Here is a 23,694-nt window from a genome sequence, read left to right on the forward strand (position 1 = left end):
ACAAAGATAACAGGTATTGTCATTATGCAAAATCAGCAGCAGTGGTGTGAGCCAGATCTCAATGGAGCAAATCGGTCAAAGTCGTCTTCTGGGTTTGGTCGAACTTTTTACATTGCGAATATCATGGAAATATTCGAACGGCTCGCTTGGTATGGCTTTTTCGCTGTGTCATCAATTTATATGACAACCCCAAAATCACAAGGTGGTATTGGCTTTACTGATATAGAGCGTGGCGCCGTGCAGGGGATTATTCCCTTCTTTTTATATCTTTTGCCTGTTGTAACTGGTGCGCTGGGAGATCGCGTCGGGTATAAAAAGATGTTCTTTTTTGCATTTTTGGTGATGACACCAAGTTATTATTTACTGGGACAGGCACAGAGTTTTTGGCCGTTTTTTGCTGCGCTGAGCTTTGTTGCGTTGGGTGCTGCTTGCTTTAAACCTGTGGTTGTTGGCACCGTCAGTCACAGTACAAACGATGGTAATCGTGGCCTTGGATTTGGGATCTTTTATACCATGGTGAATATTGGTGGGTTTTTAGGTCCTTTGGTTGCGGGGTATATGCGCGCTATTAGCTGGGATGCGGTATTTATGATGTCGGCGATTTGGATTGCCATAAACTTTATCCCCTTGATGTTATTTTACAAAGACCCGCAAACATTACCTAAAACCAAGCAATCTCCTACTCAAGTATTAAAAACGGCACAGTCGGTGCTGGGTAATACACGTTTAGCACTTGCGCTGTTTGTCGCACTGGCGCTATTGATGTCGGCAGGCGTTGGGTTTTCTGACTACAGTCAGGCGTTTACTTGGATTGCAATCTGGTTAGTAGCTAACTGGGTGTGGGACAGAGTACTCATAAATCGAGCGCCGACTAAAGCATGGTGGCAACAACCGATGAAGGTGAGTAACCTGCCGTTTGCGTTATATTTGCTGATCCTTGCAGGCTTTTGGACTGTGTATAATCAGCTGTTTTATACTTTACCTGTGTATATCCGTGATTATGCAGATACCCGAGATATATTGGCGTGGTTTGGCGATTCTGGCGTCGCGTTTTTAGCGCATGTTGATATTGATAAGTTAACTGCTGCTATTTTTACGCTGTTCAATGAGCTTAAGGAAAGTGGCACGGTATCCATTGAAACCATTAGGCTGGAATGGGTTCACCTCAAAGTGAATGTCCCCCATGAGCAAATACAGTTGATACTACAAACGCTAAATGCGCTTCATGATAATGGACAGGCTCTTTCACAGCACCAAGCGCAAGCCCTTGCTAAGCAACTCGTACAATATCGTCAAATCAATCCTGAGTATCTCATCAACTTAGACTTTGCAGCGATCGTGGTCGCACAAATTTTGGTGAGCTTTCTCTGTCAGCGATTTAGACCATTTTATGTGTTAGTCACAGGCTTACTGGTGATGGCGGTTGCGTTTACCGCATTACTTAGCGATAGCGACTGGTTAAGCGGTCAGCTCATTGTCACTGTCATATTGCTTATCGCGCTTGGTGAAATGCTTGCCTCTCCTAAAAGCCAAGAGTATGTCGCGAGTATCGCGCCTCAATCTCAAGCTGCGTTGTATATGGGATACTACTTTGTTTCTATGGCGCTGGGCTTCTTATTTGCTGGATTTTTATCTGGTTGGAGCTATAAAGTGTTAGTACAAGAAATGGCGGCACCTGAGTTAATGTGGGGGCTATTTGCCGCTATCGCGCTTATAACTGCCATTGCATTATTCTGGTTCAACAAAGTGATAATAGACAGAAAAACATAGCACTATTGAAATGGGAACAGTTATTGGTCGCGATCGGTTTGTTTGCAAGCCATATTCTCTCTACACTCAAGCAAAAAATGAGGAAGTAACATGAATAAAAAAATATGGATGAGCGCGGCCCTCTTTGTTTCAAGTAGTGTGCATGCACAAACGTATGTTTTAAATGCCGACTCTGCAATTGATGTGGTGTCAGGCAAGCTTATCTCACCTGCCACTGTGGTCGTTGAAGACAATAAAATTATTTCAGTCGGAAAATCAAATCGTAAAGCCTATCCAAAAGGCGCAGAGGTGATAGACCTAAGCGGTCACACATTATTACCCGGTCTATTTGATATGCATGTCCACTTAACTTCAGATGCTCATGTTCATGGCTACAAAAGGTTGCAACGTACCGCACCTCGAGCGGCAATTACTGGCGTTAGAAACGCCAAGCGCACGCTAGATGCGGGCTTTACGTCTGTTCGTAACCTCGGTGCTGCTGGCTATGCTGACATTGCGCTGCGAGATGCCATTATTGATGGTGATGTATCAGGCCCACGTGTAAATGCAGCAGGCCCTTCACTTGGGATCACTGGCGGCCATTGTGACAACAACCTCCTAACCCATGAGCATAAAGTCTTTTCAGAAGGGGTAGCTGATGGTCCCTGGGCGGTAAGGCAAAAGGTACGTGAAAATATTAAATATGGCGCTAACTTAATCAAGTTCTGTGCAACGGGTGGCGTACTATCTAAAGGCACTAAAGTGGGGGCTCAGCAATATTCTCAAGAGGAAATGACGGCGATAGTAACCGAAGCGCATCTACGTGGCTTAACAGTTGCAGCCCACGCACACGGCACGGATGGTATCAAGTCCGCAATTAAAGCAGGTGTGAACTCGGTTGAGCATGTCAGTTTTGTTGATGATGAAGCCATTCAGCTGGCCAAAGACAAAGGTACGTATTTCTCTATGGATATCTACAATACGGAATATATCCTTGGCGAGGGCGAAAAAGCAGGTATTTTGCCTGAGAGCTTAGATAAAGAACGTAAAGTTGGGGCTACTCAGCGTGCTAGTTTTACAAAAGCGGTAAAAGCAGGCGTGAATATGGTGTTTGGCTCTGACGCTGGCGTTTATCCTCACGGTGACAATGGTAAGCAGTTTAGCCGCATGGTGAAATTTGGTATGACTGAGCTACAGGCTCTGCAGGCCGCTACTATTAACGCAGCGACGTTACTCAAGCAAAACACACTATTAGGCTCGCTTGAGACGGGGAAACTTGCTGATATTATTGCGGTTAAAGGCAATCCGCTCAAAGACATTGGCGTGATGGAAAATGTCACTTTTGTGATGAAAGACGGCAAAGTAGAGAAGCAATAACCAAATGCTCAGCAGCTAATGCTTTTTTTAACAACTACGTCCTGACCTTTGAGGAACTGACGATTAATTTTGGCATTATCCGCTGACAAACGAGCAAAAAAGGCGCACAATAGCAAGCGTTGCCAGACAAGGTATTTCATGATGGATTTGAAATACCTAAGTGCTTTTCTAAGACCCTAGAGTACTTAAGTATTATACTTTTAAGGGCAACATGATGAATACGCAACTTCCTAAAATCGTGATAGTCGGTGGTGGTGCTGGTGGTTTAGAGTTGGCTACACAGCTAGGACATAAACTCGGGAAAAAGCGCCAAGCAGAAATCTTATTAATTGATAAAAATCGTAGCCATATTTGGAAACCGCTGCTCCATGAAGTCGCGACAGGATCTATTGACGCTGACTTAGATGGTGTGGTTTATTCTGCTCATGCGGCAAAGCATTATTATCAGTTTCAACTCGGCAGTTTTAGCCACGTAGACTCAATCAATAACACCATCACGCTGAGCGAGCTAAGAGACGAACTCGGTCATCGTATTCTCCCAGAGCGACAAGTCAACTATGACTATTTAGTGCTTGCTATTGGTAGTATTAGCAATGATTTTAATACTCCAGGGGTCAAGGAGCACTGCTTCTTTCTCGATTCAAATCAGCAAGCTGAGCGATTTCAGCATGCACTTCTCGATAACTTTACACGCTTACATCAAGACGATGATCAGAAGCATTCGTTAACTATTGGCATTGTTGGTGGTGGTGCTACAGGCGTTGAGCTTTCTGCTGAGCTGTATCATGTGTCTGACATGTTGAAAATGTACGGGCTGAATAAAATGACTGCCAAACGCCTTCGTATCGATTTAATAGAAGCAGGTCCTCGAATATTACCAGCACTCCCTGAGCGTATTGCCAATTCAGCTAAACAGGAGCTTGTGAAGCTCGGTGTCACGGTGCGAGAAGGTACCCAAGTAAAGCAGGCAACTGAAGACAGTTTTATTACTAAAGAAGATGAGCAGCTAAAGGCAGACATCAAAGTGTGGGCTGCGGGGGTAAAAGCACCTGACTTTATTAAAGAGATTGGGCTGTTCGAGCTTACTCGCAATAATCAAATTAAGGTAAATCAATACTTACAAAGCAGTGTAGATGAGCATATTTATGTCATCGGTGATTGCTGCGCATTTACCCAAGCGGATGGTACTCAAGTGCCGCCGCGTGCTCAGTCGGCCCATCAAATGGCGCAATGTGTAGAGAAAAATCTAATTGCAACACTAAAAAATCAACCTTTACAAGAGTTTACCTACAGTGACCACGGCTCTTTAGTGAATTTATCTCGCTATAGCACCGTTGGGAGTTTAATGGGAAATCTAACCAGCAATAGCTTTTTTATTGAAGGTAAGATAGCGCGATTCATGTACATCTCGTTGTATAGAATGCATCAGCGCGCAATCCATGGTATCGCAAAAACTTTTGCACTATGGATAAGCGAAAAGGTGCTTAGAGTGGTACGGCCAAAAATGAAACTGCACTAAACCCAGTTTGATATGTTACTTAAAAGCCGACGAAGGTCGGTTTCAAATGTAAGCGTGCCATAATAATCTTGCTCAGCAATACAAACGCTACAATAAACTTCTAAGGTGAAGTCCAGTATGGCCGGCTCTATATTTCAATAAACGGCAGAAATTTGATTTGGAAGAGTAATTAATCACTTTGTTACTTTTGATTAACGAAATGGGTCGTGAAATATCTACTTTTACTCTAGTATGATTAATCATGCGATTAAAGGAGTAAAAATATGACTGAAGAGTTAGTAGAGATTGCGGAGACACCGAGGGATAAACTAGTGACAGCGGGAAAAAACTTATTTATTAGAAAAGGTTATAATCGCGTCACTACGAGAGCAATAGCTGAGCAGGCTGACGTGAACGTCGCTTTAATAAAATATTATTTTAGCGATAAGGCGGGTTTGTTTGAAGCGGTATTTCGTGAAGTTGCAGCTCCTTTACTAGGTTTACTTGAGGAAGTTAAGGTGTCACAGCTACAAGATGTATCGCCGATTATATTGACTCAGTTTGTTGAGAACTATTACCAAGTGATGAGCACTTACCCAACACTTCCGAAGATCATTTTGATTGCGTTACACGATACTCATTCTAAGGAGCATGAGATCATTAGACGGATCTTCTTGGAGCATGTGGAAGTTGGAGTAAAAATATTGAATTCGGCGTTTAGGCAACTCGTGCCATCGAAACCTATTCGTGTTGAGTGGTTATTGTTAACTTGCCTTAGTCTATCTTCATTTCCATTTTTAGTACCGCCCGTAATACAACCATTGCTAGGTATTGAGAGCAAAAACACTCAGCATTGGCAAGCGCTTGGTGAACATCAACAAGCCATCTTTAACGTGTTTCTCTCTCAAATTGCTGAACAGAAGACATCATGACGACACTATTCTTAATCATATTGGTTTTATTTTACAGATGAGTGTGAATAGCTGATCGAAACTCGAGAGTAGAATCCTCGGTATAATCGAATGACCTCTGGTATAGCCAAACGGAGAATTGTTAGGGGTTATTCAACTTTGCTGTTTGGTTTTTGTTCTCTTGAGGGGGGCAACGCTTGACTTGCCGGTTAGCAATCTAACTAAGCAAAAGTTGAGAAACAATGAACAAAGCGCACCCAGGTGAACCCAAAGGACAGCGCTTGATTAGCACTTCTTTTGTGTTGCTCAACAAGGATGTGGGGTAACTTAGCTTTCATAAATACCAGTCAGGTTGCCGGAAAAATAAACTTAAAAGATAAACTAAACCTAGTTGAGCTAATGAGAAATTATGGCAACAGCGTAGTAAAAAGATAAGCACTGGCAAAAATTTCAATGTCAAAAGCATGAGCGCAGCTAGATTAGTTGTACAAATTCGTCGGTACTGATAACTTACGACGAAGTTTTGTTTTAAAAGGAAAATTTTGATGGACTTGCAATCTTTGGCTGTGTTTGCGGTGGCGTGTCTCGCGATTAACCTCATTCCAGGCCCCGATGTGATCTATATTGTGTCCAATACAATGAAGGGTAAAATGTCTGCAGGGTTAAAGGCTGCATTAGGCTTAGGCACTGGTTACTTCATTCATACTATTGCCGCTTGTTTAGGATTATCAGCAATTATTTTAAGCTCGGCCTTTGCGTTTACTGTGGTGAAGTGGCTTGGCGCTGCTTACCTAGTTTATTTAGGGATTCAGTCGTTATTATCGATGTGGCGTGGCGATAGTCAACTTCAGTTAAAACAAACCGAGGTTGCAACAGGCAATGTCTTTATGCAGGGGGTATTGGTAAGTGTTTTAAACCCTAAAGTGGCTTTGTTTTTCTTATCCTTTTTACCGCAATTTGTTGACCTTTCAGCACATTCCACTTCGCTGCAAATTTTAATGCTCGGCATGTTGTTTAGTGCCCTGGCGACACTTTGTAACTTGATTTACGCGGTAGCCGGAAGCTGGCTATTCAATCGTCCTAATGCTAAGCGGTACTCTCGTGCCCTTGAAGGTATCTCGGGCGTATTGCTGCTGGGATTAGCTGGAAAAGTTATCGCGAGCGAGAAGTAGAGTAATCAAAGGTGACTAAAAAAGGTAATCCAAAGTAATAGAGTTACACGTGGAAAAGTCTAAAATCTGGAAAGACAAGTCTGTTGAGGGTGTCGAGCTTTTATCAGCGCAATATACTAAATTTGAGTTTGCCAAACATTGGCATGATGAATTGGCTATTGGGGTGATAGAAGAGGGTGCTGAAGGTATTCTCTATGGCGGGCAAAAATTGATTGTGCCTAAACACCACGTTGTTGCTATCAACCCTTCTGAAGTGCACACCGGATTCCCAGGTGTGCCAAGTGGATGGCGCTATCGAATGTTTTACTTTGATCTCGCATTTCTACAGCGACTTTTTGATAATATGAGTGTGCACTTAGCGCCCGTTGTTACTCGCACCATCATTGATGATAATCGTCTATTTTTAGGTTTATTGCAGCTTCATCAAGCCATGGAACAAGCGAGTTTCACACTGACAAAAGAGTCGTTGTTGCTGATGACCTTAGAAAAGGTGTTTACTCAGTATGGCTCAGTGACAAACCCTGAAAACACTGCTTTTATTGATACTCACAGCGTGTTTCGTGCAAGAGATTATCTTTTTGATAACTGGCAAGAAAATATTTCACTCGATGAGTTAGAGTGCTTAACGGACAGCACTCGGTTTCAATTAATTAAAGGTTTCAATTCTGCATTTGGCCTGACTCCACACCAATTCCTCCTGCAAATTAAAATCCAAAAGGCCAAGCTGCTGCTTGCTAAGGGTATGACGTGTGTGGACACGGCGCTAACCTGTGGCTTTTATGATCAAAGCCATTTTAGTCGCAACTTTAAGCGGGCATATGGGGTATCACCGTCTAATTACAGGTGCTGATATCTAGGCCTTTGGCTTATTTCAATTTTGTACAAGAACATGCCTTGCGATTTCTGTACTTTGTGTGCTTTCACAAAGGAGAAGTTTCAACCATGAGTTTGTTTATCATTTGGTTTAGTGCCATGTTCCCGTTAGTTTTTAGTCCAGGACCTGCAAATATCGTATTTGCTGCATCAGGTGCGAATGTCGGAGTGAGGCGATCATTAGGACTCTTGGCCGGAGTTGACGTAGTGTATATTCTAAAGTCGCTGCTGGTGGGGTATGGTCTTGGCAAAGTCGTTGAGTCTCACCCCATGGCTTTGAATATTATGCAATTGATAGGTGCAATTTACCTCATATATCTGGCAACGAAGTTTTTTGCCGCGACTAAGAACACCCCAGCAAATGATAACAAAAAATTAGGTTTTATAGATGGAGCGTTGCTGCAAATATTGAATAGCAAAGGATGGGTGTTAGTCTTTATTATGTTTACGCTTTTTAGTGAGCAAGCAAATGAGACCTTCGGCGCGTTGGGCAATTTAATTCTGGTGTTGTGGCTTGCGATACTTAATATTTCGGTGCATTTGGTGTGGATTAAAGCTGGTGATTTGTTGGCGCGAGTGTCGAATGACCCAAATTATAATAAATGGTTGAATCGGTTTTACGGCGGCTGTTTGTATCTGGTCGCGGCTTGGTTAATTTTCGATAATGAAATTTGGCGCGAAGGTTTGATCTGAGCAAAAATAAAGGCTTCTAAATAGAAGCCTTTATTTGTATACAAGTATTAGGGTGATTACATCACTCGCATGCCAGGCTGTGAGCCCTCGTCTGGATTTAAGATGTAAATCTCTTTACCACCGGGGCCAGCGGCCAATACCATGCCTTCCGACATGCCAAAACGCATCTTACGAGGTTTTAGGTTTGCAACCATTACTGTTAACTTGCCGATAAGATCTTCAGGTGAATAAGCCGATTTAATGCCAGCAAATACCTGGCGCGTTTCACCACCTAAATCAAGCGTAAGTTTAAGCAGTTTATCTGCACCTTCAACATGCTCTGCGTTAGCAATTTTTGCGACACGCAGATCAACTTTGGCAAAATCATCGAATTCGATTTCCGCAGAGATTGGCTCTTTGGCAAGCGGGCTATTCGGATCTGCTGCTACAGATTGACCACCTACTTTCTTTTCAAGGCTTTCTTTAGACGACTCGATCATCGCATTCACTTTATCAAGCTCAACACGCTGCATTAGCGCTTTAAATTTATTGATCTCATGATTAACAAGAGCGTTGTTAACACTTTCCCAAGTAAGCTCGGTATTTAAGAAAGCTTCTACATTTTTCGCCATACCTGGAAGGATAGGCTTTAAATAAGTCAGTAGTACGCGGAATAGGTTAAGACCCATAGAGCACACTTGATGTGCACGCTCAAGCGTCTCTTCATTCTTTGCAAGCACCCAAGGCGCTTCGGCATCAATAAACTGGTTTGCTTTGTCAGCAAGGGTCATGATCTCACGCACTGCGCGGCTGTATTCGCGGTTTTCAAAATGTGTCGCGATTGAATCCTTTGCAGCAACAAAGCTAGTTAATAGTGCTTCGTCCATAACAGAGCCGCTTAGCTTGCCGTCAAATTTCTTAGTAATAAAGCCTGCGCAGCGACTTGCGATGTTTACCACTTTGCCCACTAAGTCTGAGTTTACGCGTGCCGCGAAATCTTCTAAGTTTAGATCTAAATCCGTAACGCCGCTGTTTAGTTTAGCTGCATAGTAATAACGTAGATATTCAGGGTCTAAATGCTCTAGATAAGTACGAGCCTTTACAAAAGTGCCTTTTGATTTAGACATCTTAGCGCCATTCACGGTGACAAAACCGTGAGCGAATACGTTATTTGGTTTACGGAAATTAGCGCCATCAAGCATCGCAGGCCAAAATAGGCTGTGGAAGTAGATGATGTCTTTGCCGATAAAGTGATAAAGCTCGGCGTCAGATCCTTCACCCCAAAACTCGTCAAAGTTTAGGCCTTGTTTCTCGCAAAGGTTTTTGAAGCTTGCCATGTAGCCGATTGGTGCATCCAACCAAACATAGAAATACTTGCCAGGCGCGCCTGGTATTTCAAAACCAAAATAGGGGGCGTCACGGCTGATATCCCATTGCTGCAAGCCGTCTGCAAACCATTCGTCAAGCTTGTTCGCCATTTCAGATTGCAGACTACCTGAGCGTAGCCATGTTTTTAGCATGTCTTCAAACGCTGGTAAGTCAAAGAAGTAATGCTCTGAGTCTTTCAAGATGGGTGTCGCACCAGACATCACTGATTTTGGCTCAATTAATTCTGTTGGGCTGTAGGTTGCACCGCAGGCATCACAGCTGTCGCCATTTTGATCTTCAGACTTACAAGTCGGGCAAGTGCCAGTAACAAAACGATCTGGTAGGAAAATGCCTTTCTCTGGGTCAAATAACTGTGAAATCGTGCGCTTTTTGATATAGCCTTTTTCGTCTAAACGAGTGTAGATTAGCTCGCTTAGTTCACGGTTTTCGTCACTGTGTGTGCTGTGATAGTTATCAAACTCGATATTGAAGTCTGCAAAGTCACGCTGACGCTCAATACTTACCTGCTTAACCATTTCTTCAGGCGTGATACCTTGCTTCTGTGCATTTAGCATGATTGGTGTGCCGTGCGCATCGTCCGCACATACATAATAGGCTTCATGGCCTTGTAGCTTTTGGAAGCGAGCCCAAATATCGGTTTGAATATATTCCAGCAAGTGGCCTAAGTGTGTGGGGCCATTTGCATATGGTAATGCACTGGTAATGAGAATTTTTCTCTTCGTCATAACGATTCCATGAATTTAGCGCGATCTTTCTAATTGATGGTGTTGAATTGGTTGATTATTCACCGAGTTAACACTTGAATGGACAAGTGTGCTTAGTGACTCACCTTAGTTCAGACCATGAACCGCGAATTGACTGGTTTTAATGAGTTGAATGTTACATAATTCCGTGGCTATTTTCATCACCCAGAGGAGTTTAATTTGTATGTTTGGACTGGAAAAATGGTTTGCCAAGGGAAAAAACACCAAACAGGCAATCATTGAGCTTTTAAATGGTTATCGTAGTGCCGCATTACCAGTGGGCATTGATGCAAACTGGGTGATCAAAACACAAGAATCAAAGGCGCAAATTCAAGTACAAATTAATTTCCCATTTGCCATCCAATGCGACCAAGATGTTGCTAGTTATCTACAGCAACACTTAGGCAAGCCCGTTGAGGTGACATCGAAAGTCGTCGTTGTCGGCAGACCAAAATTTAAAGCCATTAAACATATTATTCTTGTTGCCTCAGGTAAGGGCGGAGTGGGTAAGTCTACCACTGCGATTAATTTGGCGTATGCGCTACGTGCTCAAGGCGCGAAAGTCGGTGTGCTAGATGCTGATATTTATGGCCCTTCGCTACCTAGTTTACTGGCTCTTGAGGATGAAAAACCTCAGGCGAAAGATGATAAAACCTTACTACCAATTGAAAAGTCGGGCATTAAAGCCATGTCTATTGGCTTTTTAGTCCCTGCAGAAGACGCCACTGTTTGGCGCGGACCAATGGCTTCTCAAGCGCTTACTCAATTGTTAAATGAAACGGATTGGGGCGAGCTGGATTATCTGATTGTTGATATGCCACCAGGCACAGGAGATATCCAACTCACTATGACGCAAAAAGTGCCAGCCAGTGGCGCGGTGATTGTCACCACTCCTCAAACATTGGCGCTTGCAGATGCACAGAAGGGCATCGCGATGTTTGAAAAAGTGCAGCTCCCCATTTTAGGTTTGGTCGAAAATATGAGTTACTTCAATTGTGCGCAATGTGGTAGCCGCAACCATATTTTTGGTCACTCTGGTGGCACCACGTTGGCGAGTCGCTATGGTGTGCCTTTACTTGCGGAAGTACCGCTTAACGACCAAATTAGAACAGCAACAGAGCAGGGCGAAGATATCATTTCCGCGACCCGTGAGCCTAGTTCAGAAAGTAAGACTGACAATCATGGTATAGCAGATCACTATGTTGATTGTGCCCAACTGGTTGCCAGTATGTTATATTACCAATCAGACTCAACATCGGGTGTTGAGATTGTGATGACGGAAGACTAAGAATGAGATTATCGGATACCCATATTCGAGAAGCGATCGAACAACAACGCATAATCATCGAACCGACCCCAAAGCCTGATATGATTTCAGGCGTTACCGTGGATTTAAGACTGGGTAACAAGTTCAGAGTGTTTCAGGACCATGCCGCGCCTTACGTTGATCTCAGTGGTCCTAAAGATCAGATCAATGCCGCGATGGAATCCATCATGAGTGACGAAATTGTGTTAGAAGATGGCCAAGCGTTTTTCTTGCACCCTGGTGAGCTTGCGCTGGCAATGACGTATGAAAAGGTAACGCTACCTGCCGACCTTGTTGGTTGGTTAGATGGCCGCTCGTCGCTGGCAAGACTTGGTTTAATGGTTCATGTTACTGCGCATCGTATCGATCCCGGTTGGTCTGGAAACATCGTATTGGAGTTTTACAACTCCGGTAAGTTACCTTTGGCACTTAGGCCAAATATGAAAATAGGTGCGATGAGTTTTGAAACGATGACCAGTGCCGCGCAATTTCCTTATAACGAGCGCAAAGACGCCAAATATAAGGATCAAACTAGTGCGGTTGCTTCACGTATTAGTGACGACAGTTAATGGAATACTTTGGCGGATGGATTGGCGCGCTAGTCGTTAGCTTACTATAAGCAAATTTGACCCTTATGTTTGGAATAACAACGGCTAGAGAACAAGTTGTTATTCCAATCTTAAAATTAAATATTAGACCTCCTATAACGGCACACCACCTTTACATTTTTGAGCTCACACCAAATCAGTCATAACGATTTAAATTCAATAATATTTTTGCATTTGCTTTGATCCAAACCATACTTACAACAATACGTTTTTATGTTGTCGAACGATACATCATGTAAATGGCTACAGAAGACAAAGTGAATACGTGTTGGCGCGAGAATGACGTAGCCTACTGATTTTCAATGGAATTTAATTAATAACCGTGAGGGTTAGTGTTTTTCTGAATGATAACGCTTGGTTCTTTGGATAATGAATAGGCTAATAAATCACCGTCAAAGTGACTCAAGGAGAATGGGTATGTGGCTTAGCACTGCTAGGTATGTCACGTTGATGTTTATGATAATTGTGAGCTGTACTTTTGCGATGTCGGCTTCTGCTGAAACGCAGTTGGCTGCAAAAAATATAGAAGCAAGACCACTAGTTTCGGTAGGTTACGGTGACTTTGCCGAAGCCCAATTTAGTGAATCGCAAGAGGCTGTAATTATTCCGAAGGGGGTGGCTGTTTGGCTTCGAGTCACGAATCTTATTTATGCTGATTCGTCAGGCCAAGTGCTAACAGTTTCACGTCCATCTATGGGCAGTGTTGAGTTTTTTACCACTGACTCTACTGGAAAATTAATTCAAATTTCCAATAGTAATAATCATACATCATTGAGACATTTTTCACCCCATTTGGTGATTGATAACAATAGCCATGTTGAGCCGTTAATCGTTAAAGTTCAATCACCTTATGTTGCCGTGTCGCGAGTGAGCATTGAACCCTATGAAGTGTATATCAAAAATACCAATGCTCATTTATTTTTAACTGGGCTATTTCTAGGGGTGATATTTTTACTGAGTATCTTTATGCTCAGTACCGGTGTTATTTCGAAGCGCCTAAGTCTGCTTTCGGTTAGTGGCTATTTGCTGTCATTAGCCTGCTTGTACGTAGCTCATAAAGGACTTGCGGATATCTTTTTTAGCTACCAAAATAGTATTCATTTTCTACATTACAGTGGCAGCTTTGTGTGTTTTTCACTTGGCTTCACCCTTTTGTTTTTTCATCACTTCCTCACTAAAAATAGGCTTGAACGAAAGACGAAGCTAATCATCAAGACGACTGCCCATGTTTATTTATTAAGCGGTATCGTCGTTGCATTTGCAAAAGTGGATTTACCGCTTGCTTTGCAATCAATTATGGTTATCGGGGCAATCGCGTTAATTATAATGATTCTGGTAAGCCAAGATAAAGACAGTCGCAAAGAAGTCTATTTCTGCTGCGCAATTTGGTCTCCCATGGTGGCGGTATTAATTGGCTTTGCAGGAAGTCAATTGATACAGCCAAGTGAGCAAATATCAGCCGTAAACTATGTATTGATCAGCCTGCATTTAATGTTGTTACTCCTGTTTGTGGTTTGGCATGATGCAGAAAAGCGGCGCATGTATATTCATTATGCTGAGTATGATAAAGAGACTGCACTGCCCAATAAATTCGCCCTGTTTGGCTCACTCGCTAAGCTTGAGGAGCAAAATAAAGCGCATACCCTAGTGCTCTTTAAACCACTTATCCTACCATCAATAAGGTTGAGCTTTGGTTTAACCTTTGCAAATCAGCACATCAATAAGCTATTTAAAGAGGTTTCCGAACAGATCAATACTTATGGTAGCGCTGCAGTTGCAAATAAAGGAGAAACACCAATTTATCGTCTCGAAGATCAAGTGTTTGCCATCGTGCTTGACGGTAAAATTGAAGTCAGTCAAGTTGAGCAATATGTATGTATTTTATCTTCCGTTTTTGAAGAAGGAATTGGCTATAAGGGCACGCAAATAGTAGATAGTTTAGAAGTAGGTGTGGCGAATTACCCAATGCACGCAAAATCTACTGAAAAGCTGATCCAGCGCGCACTGCAGGCACTGAATACTAAATCGCATAATGGTCAACGCTGGCATTTATTTGACGTTGAAAGCTCTATTTCCACTGAACGACATTTAAAGCTCACCTCATTTCTCAAAAGTGCGATAGCACATGAGCAGTTTAGTTTGTTTTTTCAGCCACAGGTTGACCTTGGGACCGGGAGGGTGTTCGGCTCGGAAGTGTTACTACGGTGGCTCCACCCTGAACTTGGTTACATTCCACCTGACGAATTTATTCCTATCGCCGAGTCTTCAGGGCAAATTTACGAAATCACGGAGTGGGTGATCGAGCATGCACTGCGTTATCAAGCCGAGATAACAAAGCTATTACCTGAACACGTTATTTCGATAAATGTATCTGGTCGTGATTTAAGTCGAAGAGAGTTGTCGGTACAGCTCATTACACTTATCAATGAGCTTTCGTTAGCACCTTCACAGATTATGATAGAGATCACAGAATCTGTCACAATAGGAAATGAAGCCGAGCTTAAAGGGGTGTTAAATGACTACCGTTCAATCGGCGTAAAAGTAGCGATAGACGACTTTGGTACTGGATATTCCTCACTTGCATACCTGAGTAAGCTTGGATTTGATGAGCTTAAAATTGATAAAAGCTTTGTGATGGATATTGAGACATCCAAAAGTAATCAAAGTATTTGTAAGGCAACTTGTGATATGGCACACAGTTTAGGATCAAAAGTGGTGGCTGAAGGGGTTGAAGATATCAATAGCTATATTCGTTTACAGGCCTATGGCTGCGACTTTGCACAGGGCTATTTTATTTCACGTCCGTTACCGTTTAACGAATTTAAGAGTTGGCTAAATAAAGTCACCTATGCCGGCGATATAAAATCTTTCCTAGTTCGCTGAAGTAGTTAAAAATGGGCTTAGCGCAGCGTGTTCTATGTTCACTCGTCGGGTAAATTCCCAGCTTTTCTTGCTCAGAATCTTTAATTCCTGCGGCCAAGAATGAATTTGATATATCGCTGTGATAGGCAATAATGGCCTCGAACATTCGAGCGGTTAATTCCTCGGGTAGTGCGTAATAAATTTGTCTATTTGCACTATCAGCAATCTTAGCGGTATGAAAAAACCGATTTGGCTTTTGATGTTGTTCATCTAAAAAGGTATGCGCAAAGAAAGTTGCTAAGGCATTGTTCAATGGGTGTCGTACGGTCTCAGTAGAAAGTAGCCAAGCAGATGATGCAAAAGGTTTCTTTGGCTGTGTTATTAAATGCTGGCAAATATAGTGGTCAAAAGCATGCCACCATTCATGGGCGAGTGCACCACCACCGGCATTTTTTGCCAAAGCGAGTGTTCTGGTATTTGCGGCATAATGCGCTTGAACACCTTGTTGACCGCCTGTACCAAAGGCAAAGTGAAGTGTTCCCCGAAGGCCTATGACTTCAGGTGGTACCTGTAATATTTGGGCTAGATCTGCAAGAGCATCATAAATTAAATTGGCGGATAAACGGGTTTCTTCGGGCGTAACCCAATTACCAATGGTCATGGTTTTAAAGCCAAAGGTCTGTTTGATTTCACTAAAATCCACTTGATCGCCGAATCGATAATCGGGTCCGTGGCGAGCATATCCACGCTGTAGTCTAGAGCTTGGCATTTTCTTCCTTCAATACCTAGCCTTAACATCATCAGGCATGAGCTTCATCTGTTCTTTCACCATGCCTGCTTGAAGTTTATAGAGATCCGCTGTTTCGCATTGATCTACAATCTCGAGAAATTGAGCTGCCGCTTCAAGTGTTGATAAACTGTATTCATGTTTAGATTTACGAATAGTATATTCACTCGCATTTACCGAATCGAACTGAAAACTGGGCAACTGGCTTAGCCACGGGTTGAGATTATAAAGCTTAGTGGCTTTCTTCCACGTACCATCCAATAAGATGATAGCATCAAGCGTTTGATCGAAGTTATATTCTGTAGTTAGGGTTTTGGCATGGCTGTTTGGGTATAGCACAGCGACGTGATTTAAGCGACAGAAGTTAATTAATTCCTCAAAGTCAGCAGTATTTTCTCCAACATAAAGCGTAAACCTATCTAACTGTAAGGCGAGCAGCTTTGCCGTATTTTTGGCAACTTTTACTTCGCTTGGGTGCTGTATGATAATAACTTGGGTTGTATTTGATATTGTGTTTCCAATATAGCTGCAAACGCAAGTGTTTGTGGGAAATCGACAGACTGGACAGGTATTACGTTTCATGATTGATGAGGCATTTTTTAATTTAAGTCACATTTTATCATATCTTGCCTGTATTTACTTTGCACAAGAAACCAGATTTGGCTAGCATAAGTAATAGAATATTAAACTTAAGGAAAATTATGAGCATCGTGATAGATGAAAGTGCCTTAGAGAACATGCAAATGTTACTGGGCGAGCAATTCGAAGATACGGTTCATTTTTGTTGTTCGGAATTCGAGCGGTTAGAATCGGAGTTGATGCTGAACTTGAATCAGGATCAAGAAGCTGCTATTCGTCATGCTCACAGTTTGAAATCTAATGCTGCTCAATTTGGGGCTGCTAGTTTGAGTGAATTGGCAAAGGCGATTGAGCACGCCCTAATTCATGGCGAGGCGGACATTGTCGATGACTCAATTGCGAAGCTAGCAGCGCAAGTTGCAGGTTCAAAAGCTAAATTACAGCAGTGGCTGGAAGTACATTCTTAAAATTAACGTAATCCAAAGTGTAAAGAATGAGGTCGTGTATACGGCCTTTTTTAACCTAGTGTTGTGAATAGGCCAACTTATCTTAATACTTGCTTAATTTGAAGGAGCAATTCTGACATCAACTGTGTTAAAAATTTCTCGCTGAGAACAAACAAATAGCAAAATTTTTGTTTGGTTATCGATAGAACTTTCCCGTCTCAGAACGGATCACTTAATTAAGCAAATCGGTATTACTTGTCCCACCCTATCAACTTCATTTTATACGTTTCTTTTTTGCAGCATAAAAAGTTATCACAAGCATAGAATTTAGACGGCATTGTGATATATGCTTGAGCAAAATGAGGGGGTTATAGATGCTACAAATAACAAAAAGTAATAAGCTAAACGGGGTGAGTTACGATATTCGTGGTCCAGTGTTGGATCAAGCAAGAAAAATGGAAGACGAGGGCATGAAAGTCCTCAAATTAAATATTGGTAATCCGGCGGCATTTGGCTTTGATATGCCAGAAGATATGCACCGAGACATCATAAAAAACTTATATTCTGCGCAGGGGTATTGTGACTCAAAAGGATTATATTCTGCTCGAGTTGCCGTATACCAATATTATCAGCAGAAAAGCTTTCCTAATATTAGTGTTGATAACATCTTCATTGGCAATGGTGTCAGTGAATTGATCCAAATGACCGCACAAGCTTTACTCAATGATGGTGACGAGGTGTTGATCCCCGCACCGGATTATCCGTTATGGACTGCTGCCGTTAAACTATCTGGCGGTAATCCAGTGCATTATCTTTGTGATGAAGAGCAAGACTGGTTTCCAGATATCGAAGATATCAAGCGTAAAATCACGAGTCGTACCAAAGCGTTGGTGCTGATCAATCCAAACAATCCGACCGGTGCGGTATATGACAAAGCATTGCTTGAGGCATTAATTGACGTTGCCAGAGAACACAAGCTATTAATACTGAGTGATGAGATCTACGAAAAGATCTTATATGACGGTGCGGAGCATTTTTCAATAGCAAGTCTTTGTGATGATATACCAGTTATCACTTTTAACGGCTTAGCAAAAACCTATCGTGCGGCCGGGATCCGCATGGGTTGGATGGTGATCAGTGGTAAGCATTCAGTGATGCAGGATTTGATTACAGGCTTAGAAATGCTCGCCTCTATGCGATTATGCGCCAATGTTCCTGCACAGTTCGCCATTCAACAAGCGCTTGGAGGCATACAATCCATCGACCAACTCATTGAACCGGGTGGGCGCTTGTATGAGCAGCGTGATATTGCGTTTAAAGGTTTAAACGATATTGAAGGGATAAGCTGTGTAAAGCCAAAGGGCGCACTTTATGCGTTTCCAAAAGTGGACGTGAAACGGTTTAATATTAAGAATGATGAGCGCATGGTGCTGGACTTGCTCAAAGAAGAAAAAATTCTACTTGTCCACGGACGCGCTTTTAACTGGCCTAGTGCCGATCATTTTAGATTAGTGTTTTTGCCACATAAAGATGATTTACAGCCCGCAATGGATAGAGTAAAGCGCTTTTTTGCACATTACAGTCAGTAATATCTTGTAATACAAATTAGTCTTAGTACTTGCTCAATTTGAAGGAGTAAATCTGACGCTAACTGCGTTAAAAATTTCTCATTTAGAATAACTAAATAGCAAAATTTCGCCCGGTTATCGGCAAGATTTTCTCGCCTCAAAATAGATCACTTAATTAAGCGACTTGGTATAAAAAAGCTCGGAAATTTCCGAGCTTTTTTGTGGGCTAGTAATTTGTTACTTAGTGAGTATTGGAATGTAGCTCTGATATCGCTTGTTGGCTATCGGCCGAGTCTTTACCTTTAAACCATTTGCGGCCAACCCGTTTAACATCTTCAAGTGCCACATATTGACAAGGGATCAGCACGAGGGTTATCACTGTGGCAAATAACACGCCAAACGCAAGTGATACAGCCATTGGAATGACTATTTTAGCTTGTAGGCTAGTTTCCATTATGATCGGTACAAGCCCGATAAAAGTAGTCAATGATGTGAGCAAGATTGCTCTAAAGCGTTTACAACCGGCCTCGACGGCCGCGGCTTTTAAATCGATGCCTTGTTCGCGTGCTTTATTTACAAAATCAACCATAACCAAAGAGTCGTTTACTACAACCCCTGCCACGGCAATAATTCCGAAGAAAGACAGGCTACTCATGGTCATACTCAACACCATGTGACCAAACACTGCGCCAACTACACCAAATGGGATCACAGACATGATAATCAGCGGTTGTGAATAAGAACGTAATGGAATTGCCAGTAGTGCGAAGATAATCATTAATGACAGGGCAAAGTCACGAATTTGCTCAGCAACACTGTCCATTTCTTCTTGTACGCGACCCGCCACTGCACTTTGAACGCCAGGGTAGTTCTTTAATAGACTAGGAAGATATTCGTCACGAACCTGTTTTGCTATCTCAAATGGTTGTGCGATTTCTGTATCAACTGATGCCCAAACATTAATCGTGCGTTTGGCGTTTTCGCGTCGAATTCGATTAACACCGTCTACCAATTTCACATCAGCCACTTCTACCAACGGCACTTCTGCACCTTGAGGTGTTAGAATACGCACATCCTGAATATCACTAATGGCATCACGATGTTCTTTAGGGTAACGGATCATTACCTTGATCTCTTCTCCATCACGTAAAATGCGCTGTGCTTCAAGGCCGTAATAGCTGAAGTTTACTTGAGATGCGACATCCGCCAACGTAAGCCCAAGACTGTACGCCAAAGGTTTCAGCTCAAGTTGTACTTCATCGGTTGCTGATTGCATAGAGTCGTTGATATCACCAACGCCTTCGATAGTTGCTAGCTTATCTTTTAGTTTCTGTGCGACTTCACGAAGTTCTTCTTTGTGTTTACCTTCTAACCTAAAGCTAATGTCTCCGTCGTCACGGCCACCATTCATAATGCTATCTTGAATGTTTAGCGATTTAACACCTGGCAGTGCAGGCATTGCATCACGCCAGCGGGCGCTGAGTGCAAAGGTATCGATTGGACGCGCATCTGGCTCAACCAAGATCACCATGATATTTGCGCTTGTGCGGCCGTTCATGTTTACCATGTAATCACGGATCATTTTTTTGCCATACTCAGTCTCAATTTCTTTGTCGACACTCAGTACCATTTGCTCGATTTTTTGAATTGACTCAAGTGTCGCGTTTTCTGACGAGGATAAGTTCATATCGATCGAGATACGTGGAAAATCATGGGGGATTTTTGGGTTAGCAACAAACTTCACTAGGCCACCAGCAAACATCCCGGCGCTGATAATTAAAATAGTTAAAAAGCCAACGATAACGGTATAACGGTAGTGAATACAGCGCATAATGAATGGGCGGTACGTGTTTTCAATGAAAGATTGAAGGCCGCTATCCATTTTTTCTCTGAGGCGGTGGAACGGATTTTTAGGGTTGCTTGGTTTGTCTTTCATCGCTGCTAAATGCGCAGGTAAAACCAGCTTAGACTCAACCAAAGAGAATAATAGGCACAGAATTATTACGCCACCAATAGCTTTAGAAAATGCTGCCGTTGGTCCGGTTGCTAATGTTTGCGGTAAGAAAGCGGCAACGGTAGTCAGCACACCAAAAGTGGCAGGGATAGCAACACGTTTTACGCCACGAACGACATTATCGAGACTATGACCATGCTTTTCTATTTCTGCATGGGCGGATTCACCGACGACTATCGCGTCATCAACGACAATTCCCAACACCAAAATAAAGGCAAACAGTGAGGCTAAGTTAATCGTTACGTCTAAATAGCTCATTGGCATCATTAAAAATGCACCTAAGAAGCTAACTGGCAACCCCATCATGACCCAAAATGCTAAACGCACACGTAAAAATAGAGCAAGCATTAGCATAACCAATACGCCACCTAACGCCATATTTTCAAGCATCATGTTAAGGCGGCCATTGAGGTAATAGGTCAAGTCAATAAAAGGTTCAAGTTCTACGCCTTGTGGTAGTGAGCCTTTCTTTGCCTCCAGATAGTTCTTAATGATATCTGCAACTTTGGTGATGTCTTGGTCTTTTGACGCGCTAACTTCATACACCAGTGAGTTCTTGCCATTGTATTTAGAGTATTGAAGTCCTTCCTCAAAGCCATCGTTAATGATAGCGACGTCGCCTAAGCTAACCTGTGCGCCGTCTGGTAGTGTTAATAAGGGGAGCTTTCTAAACTCGTCACCGCGATAGGCTTGGTTTTCAACTCGCATTGAAATATAGCCATTTTCGGAGCGAATTTGACCTGCAGACATGTTCGCTGAGAAGCTCTTTACTGCATCCGAAATCGCTCTAAAACTTAGGCCGTATTCGCGCATCTTATCAGGGCTTATCTCAATAGAGATTTCGTAGTTCAGACCACCATCAAAACGTACAAGGTTAACGCCAGGTAACGACAGCATTTCTTCATGAATGCGATTACCCAGTTCTTTAAGATCATGGGGGCTTAAATCGCCATTGAGTGATAGCCACATTACTTCTTGGGTTGCCTTGTCGTGACGCACGATAGGGCGCTCCATGCCAGATGGGAAAGTTGAGACGGAATCCACCTGCATCTTGACTTCATCGAGCACTTCTTTGGTGTTGTACTGCTCATCTACTTCTATCCAAGTTTGTGAATAACCACGATTAGAGTAGGTGATCAGGCGTTTGATCCCTTCGAGACCTTCCATGGATTCCTCGATCTTAATCGTGATCCCTTCCTCGACCTCTTGAGGTGCCGCACCCGGATACACGGCTTGAACACTTATCCAGTTACTATCGTATTGTGGAAACATTTGCTTGCGGATCGAAAACGCAGTAAGCAAGCCACCCACAATAATAAATATCATCAATAAGTTTGCTGCAACTGGGTTACGTGCAAACCAAGCAATTAAGCCTTTTTCTGTGCTTTGACTATGCATGAGCCTTACTCCTCTTTGAGCGCCAGTTGTGTGTTAGCGCTTTGCGAAGGAGTATCGTCTGTACGAAGTTGCATCCCTTCAGAAGGATAGTCCAGTGCTGAAGTAATAATCTGTTGGCCTGACTCAACGCCGTTATCAACGACGACCATACCATTGTAATCTCTAATAATATTGACCTTTTTGTAGCTCAGCTTATTATCGTCATCCAATGTTGCAACGCGACCTTCTTTTACTAAGTGATGAGGAAGCATAGTGGCATTTTGCACTAATAAACCTTGAATATCGGCGTTGATATAAGCGCCAAAACGTAATGGTTTTACACTGTTGTGATAAGGCTTTTCGACTTGTGCAACGAGGTAGGTCATGCGGCTTTTGTTATCGATAACACCTTCACTGCGGACGATTTCGCCTTTCCAACTCATCGGTTGACCAGCGACTTCAGCGGTGATCACGACATCGGTACCAACACCTTGTTGCGGTAAATATTTCAATTCATTATCGGCAACAGGGAGGCGCACTTCTGCAACAGATGTCGCATTGAGTTTACCAAAGCCATTACCAGGGTTGACTACACTACCAAGACTTACGGTGCGAGATTCTATAATCGCATCGTAGGGCGCTTTGATGTAAGTACGCTCTAAATTTCGATTCGCTCTTTTCACCGCGGCCTGCGCCGCTTTAAAGCTTGCTAACTTTTCAGCAAGCTGTGGCTTTCTTAAATAGAGCTCGGAGGGTATTTTTTCGTTAGCGTTTGCTTTAATTCTTTGCCATTCCGCTTTTGCTACTTGCACCTGAGCTTGTTCTATTTCAAGCGCTGAGCTTGCTTGTGCTAAAGCCGCTTCAGCTTCAATCAGCGACGCCTCATAGTCATTTGGGTCGATGCGAGCAAGCACGTCGCCTTCTTTGACAAAGCCACCTTTGACAAACTTGTCAGACAATGAAATGACTTGACCACTTACTTGAGCAACAAGCTCAGTACTGTATTTTGGCATCACGATACCGTATGACGATACGTTAAGCCTTACAGGGTCAATATGAATAGGTTGAACCTGTACGAGAGGATGTACTATTTCTTCTTTCTTCTCTTCTGGAGGTTGTTTCATTGCAGACATGGCAACAGCCGCTGCAATTCCCACCGCAAGAACGGCAATTGGTAGAATTATTTGTTTTTTACTAGCCACGTTAAAATCCTTCCTGTTGAATGATTTTTAATGACCCAGATTAACGGCTCTAGATCATCGATAAGCTTAAGAATACGCGAATAGTTATGTCGAGATGTTTAAATCCTACAGGAATATGTAACAAAGCTTTGCGTACCTAAATTAATCGTTACATTCTTAAAAGAGATTGATGCTTTTACGTGTAGTCGATTTTTCGATAAAATGCACCACTTATTGTCAAAATTGCGAGAAACAGAATGGATTGTAGGCTTGGTTGTGGCGCTTGTTGTATAGCACCAAGTATTTCAACACCCATTCCCGGTATGCCAAATGGTAAACCTGCGGGGGAGCGGTGTATTCAACTAGATGAAAATAATCTGTGTAAACTGTTTAATCAGCCAGAGCGTCCACAGGTGTGTTTGCAATTTAAGGCCATGGAAGATGTGTGCGGTGACAGCAATGAAGCAGCGATGCAGATCATCACAGAACTCGAAATGTTGACCTAACTAGCCTCTGGTTAACTGATAAAAAAACGCCCAGAAACTTACCTGCTAAGTTCTGGGCCTAGGGAAAGGCTCAAGA

At 42.7% G+C, this 23,694-nt stretch carries 18 protein-coding genes; 13 read left to right on the forward strand and 5 right to left on the reverse strand.

The window, feature by feature from the left end; translation table 11 throughout:
• The first annotated feature begins 24 nt into the window (after positions 1-24).
• The 7 genes from CWC29_RS06150 (at position 25) to CWC29_RS06180 (ending at position 8,273) form a co-directional block, all read left to right on the forward strand.
• Entirely contained in the window at positions 25-1,770 is a 1,746-nt protein-coding gene (locus CWC29_RS06150) for an MFS transporter (RefSeq protein WP_138522679.1), read from the forward strand.
• Between the two features lie 90 nt (positions 1,771-1,860).
• Positions 1,861-3,126, forward strand: a complete 1,266-nt coding sequence (locus tag CWC29_RS06155; protein ID WP_128728303.1) for a Xaa-Pro dipeptidase — start codon at positions 1,861-1,863, stop codon at positions 3,124-3,126.
• A gap of 214 nt (positions 3,127-3,340) precedes the next feature.
• Entirely contained in the window at positions 3,341-4,645 is a 1,305-nt protein-coding gene (locus tag CWC29_RS06160; RefSeq protein ID WP_128728405.1) for an NAD(P)/FAD-dependent oxidoreductase, read from the forward strand.
• 263 nt (positions 4,646-4,908) lie between these two features.
• A complete protein-coding gene (locus tag CWC29_RS06165) occupies positions 4,909-5,556 on the forward strand; it encodes a TetR/AcrR family transcriptional regulator (protein WP_128728302.1) in 648 nt (215 codons plus the stop codon).
• A 524-nt stretch (positions 5,557-6,080) separates the two neighbouring features.
• Complete coding sequence (locus CWC29_RS06170) at positions 6,081-6,707, forward strand: LysE family translocator (protein ID WP_128728301.1); 627 nt, start codon at positions 6,081-6,083, stop codon at positions 6,705-6,707.
• Between the two features lie 49 nt (positions 6,708-6,756).
• On the forward strand, positions 6,757-7,557 hold the full coding sequence (locus tag CWC29_RS24070; protein WP_128728300.1) for an AraC family transcriptional regulator: 801 nt from the start codon (positions 6,757-6,759) through the stop codon (positions 7,555-7,557).
• Positions 7,558-7,649: 92 nt separating this feature from the next.
• Complete coding sequence (locus CWC29_RS06180) at positions 7,650-8,273, forward strand: LysE family translocator (protein ID WP_138522677.1); 624 nt, start codon at positions 7,650-7,652, stop codon at positions 8,271-8,273.
• Positions 8,274-8,329: 56 nt separating this feature from the next.
• Here the strand turns inward: CWC29_RS06180 and metG are convergent, their stop codons facing one another.
• Positions 8,330-10,366, reverse strand: coding sequence for a methionine--tRNA ligase (gene metG, locus CWC29_RS06185; RefSeq protein WP_138522675.1), 2,037 nt, complete (start codon positions 10,364-10,366; stop codon positions 8,330-8,332).
• A 202-nt stretch (positions 10,367-10,568) separates the two neighbouring features.
• Here metG and apbC point away from each other — a divergent pair, with 202 nt between their 5' ends.
• The 3 genes from apbC (at position 10,569) to CWC29_RS06200 (ending at position 15,181) form a co-directional block, all read left to right on the forward strand.
• Positions 10,569-11,672, forward strand: coding sequence for an iron-sulfur cluster carrier protein ApbC (gene apbC, locus CWC29_RS06190; protein ID WP_138522673.1), 1,104 nt, complete (start codon positions 10,569-10,571; stop codon positions 11,670-11,672).
• Between the two features lie 2 nt (positions 11,673-11,674).
• On the forward strand, positions 11,675-12,259 hold the full coding sequence (dcd, locus tag CWC29_RS06195) for a dCTP deaminase (RefSeq protein WP_128728296.1): 585 nt from the start codon (positions 11,675-11,677) through the stop codon (positions 12,257-12,259).
• 456 nt (positions 12,260-12,715) lie between these two features.
• Positions 12,716-15,181 (forward strand): bifunctional diguanylate cyclase/phosphodiesterase, encoded by a 2,466-nt coding sequence (locus tag CWC29_RS06200; RefSeq protein WP_138522671.1) that lies wholly within the window; start codon positions 12,716-12,718, stop codon positions 15,179-15,181.
• Here CWC29_RS06200 and CWC29_RS06205 read toward each other — a convergent pair.
• Complete coding sequence (locus tag CWC29_RS06205) at positions 15,141-15,929, reverse strand: CLCA_X family protein (RefSeq protein ID WP_128728294.1); 789 nt, start codon at positions 15,927-15,929, stop codon at positions 15,141-15,143. The genes CWC29_RS06200 and CWC29_RS06205 overlap by 41 nt on opposite strands.
• A gap of 9 nt (positions 15,930-15,938) precedes the next feature.
• Entirely contained in the window at positions 15,939-16,529 is a 591-nt protein-coding gene (locus tag CWC29_RS06210; protein ID WP_138522669.1) for a tRNA-uridine aminocarboxypropyltransferase, read from the reverse strand.
• A gap of 119 nt (positions 16,530-16,648) precedes the next feature.
• Between CWC29_RS06210 and CWC29_RS06215 the strand changes: the two genes are divergently transcribed.
• Together CWC29_RS06215 and CWC29_RS06220 are read left to right on the forward strand one after the other, a co-directional pair.
• Complete coding sequence (locus CWC29_RS06215; protein WP_128728292.1) at positions 16,649-16,993, forward strand: Hpt domain-containing protein; 345 nt, start codon at positions 16,649-16,651, stop codon at positions 16,991-16,993.
• A 353-nt stretch (positions 16,994-17,346) separates the two neighbouring features.
• Positions 17,347-18,561 (forward strand): pyridoxal phosphate-dependent aminotransferase, encoded by a 1,215-nt coding sequence (locus CWC29_RS06220; protein ID WP_095727258.1) that lies wholly within the window; start codon positions 17,347-17,349, stop codon positions 18,559-18,561.
• Between the two features lie 220 nt (positions 18,562-18,781).
• Here the strand turns inward: CWC29_RS06220 and CWC29_RS06225 are convergent, their stop codons facing one another.
• Together CWC29_RS06225 and CWC29_RS06230 are read right to left on the reverse strand one after the other, a co-directional pair.
• Positions 18,782-21,952, reverse strand: coding sequence for an efflux RND transporter permease subunit (locus CWC29_RS06225; RefSeq protein ID WP_138524864.1), 3,171 nt, complete (start codon positions 21,950-21,952; stop codon positions 18,782-18,784).
• A gap of 5 nt (positions 21,953-21,957) precedes the next feature.
• Positions 21,958-23,133, reverse strand: coding sequence for an efflux RND transporter periplasmic adaptor subunit (locus tag CWC29_RS06230; RefSeq protein WP_138524862.1), 1,176 nt, complete (start codon positions 23,131-23,133; stop codon positions 21,958-21,960).
• Between the two features lie 236 nt (positions 23,134-23,369).
• Between CWC29_RS06230 and CWC29_RS06235 the strand changes: the two genes are divergently transcribed.
• The gene (locus CWC29_RS06235) at positions 23,370-23,618 is read left to right on the forward strand and encodes a YkgJ family cysteine cluster protein (RefSeq protein WP_010371625.1); all 249 of its coding nucleotides are present in this window, start codon (positions 23,370-23,372) and stop codon (positions 23,616-23,618) included.
• Positions 23,619-23,694 lie beyond the last annotated feature (76 nt).

The organism is Pseudoalteromonas galatheae (genome assembly GCF_005886105.2).
GTDB lineage: Bacteria > Pseudomonadota > Gammaproteobacteria > Enterobacterales > Alteromonadaceae > Pseudoalteromonas > Pseudoalteromonas galatheae.